Below are 1,304 nucleotides of genomic sequence, written 5' to 3'. Positions count from 1 at the left end.
CCACGCTTCCACACCAGACCTATCAACCTCATCATCTCTAAGGGGTCTTACTGGATTAACTCCATGGGAAATCTCATCTTGAGGGGGGCTTCATGCTTAGATGCTTTCAGCACTTATCCCGTCCACACGTAGCTACCCAGCTATGCTCCTGGCGGAACAACTGGTACACCAGCGGTGTGTCCATCCCGGTCCTCTCGTACTAAGGACAGCTCCTCTCAAATTTCCTGCGCCCGCGACGGATAGGGACCGAACTGTCTCACGACGTTCTGAACCCAGCTCGCGTACCGCTTTAATGGGCGAACAGCCCAACCCTTGGGACCTACTTCAGCCCCAGGATGCGATGAGCCGACATCGAGGTGCCAAACCTCCCCGTCGATGTGGACTCTTGGGGGAGATAAGCCTGTTATCCCCAGGGTAGCTTTTATCCGTTGAGCGATGGCCCTTCCATGCGGAACCACCGGATCACTAAGCCCGACTTTCGTCCCTGCTCGACTTGTAGGTCTCGCAGTCAAGCTCCCTTTTGCCTTTGCACTCTACGAATGATTTCCAACCATTCTGAGGGAACCTTTGGGCGCCTCCGTTACTGTTTAGGAGGCGACCGCCCCAGTCAAACTGCCCACCTGACACTGTCCCTGAACCGGATCACGGCTCGAGGTTAGAATGTCAGCACAGTCAGGGTAGTATCCCACCGACGCCTCCACGTAAGCTGGCGCTCACGCTTCCAAGGCTCCTACCTATCCTGTACAAACTGTACCAACATCCAATATCAAGCTACAGTAAAGCTCCATGGGGTCTTTCCGTCCTGTCGCGGGTAACCTGCATCTTCACAGGTACTATAATTTCACCGGGTCTCTCGTTGAGACAGTATCCAAATCGTTACACCATTCGTGCGGGTCGGAACTTACCCGACAAGGAATTTCGCTACCTTAGGACCGTTATAGTTACGGCCGCCGTTTACTGGGGCTTCAATTCAGAGCTTCTCCCGTAAGGGATAACCCCTCCTCTTAACCTTCCAGCACCGGGCAGGTGTCAGCCCCTATACTTCGCCTTACGGCTTCGCAGAGACCTGTGTTTTTGCTAAACAGTCGCTTGGATCTTTTCACTGCGGCTCTCTCGGGCTTGCACCCTAATAGAGCACCCCTTCTCCCGAAGTTACGGGGTCATTTTGCCGAGTTCCTTAACGAGAGTTCTCCCGAGCGTCTTAGAATTCTCTTCTCGCCTACCTGTGTCGGTTTGCGGTACGGGCACCTCTCACCTCGCTAGAGGCTTTTCTAGGCAGTGTAGGATCAGGAACTTCGGTACTA

At 54.0% G+C, this 1,304-nt stretch carries 1 rRNA gene; it reads right to left on the bottom strand.

The features are described 5' to 3' along the window. Positions 1-1,304 (bottom strand): 23S ribosomal RNA (locus tag N0O92_RS23690); the annotation flags it as partial.

It is taken from the genome of Alkalihalobacillus sp. MEB130, assembly GCF_032335535.1.
Lineage (GTDB): Bacteria > Bacillota > Bacilli > Bacillales > Bacillaceae_D > Halalkalibacter.
Note: the sequence above shows the minus strand (reverse complement) of the source record. Positions and strands in the feature narration are given on the sequence as shown.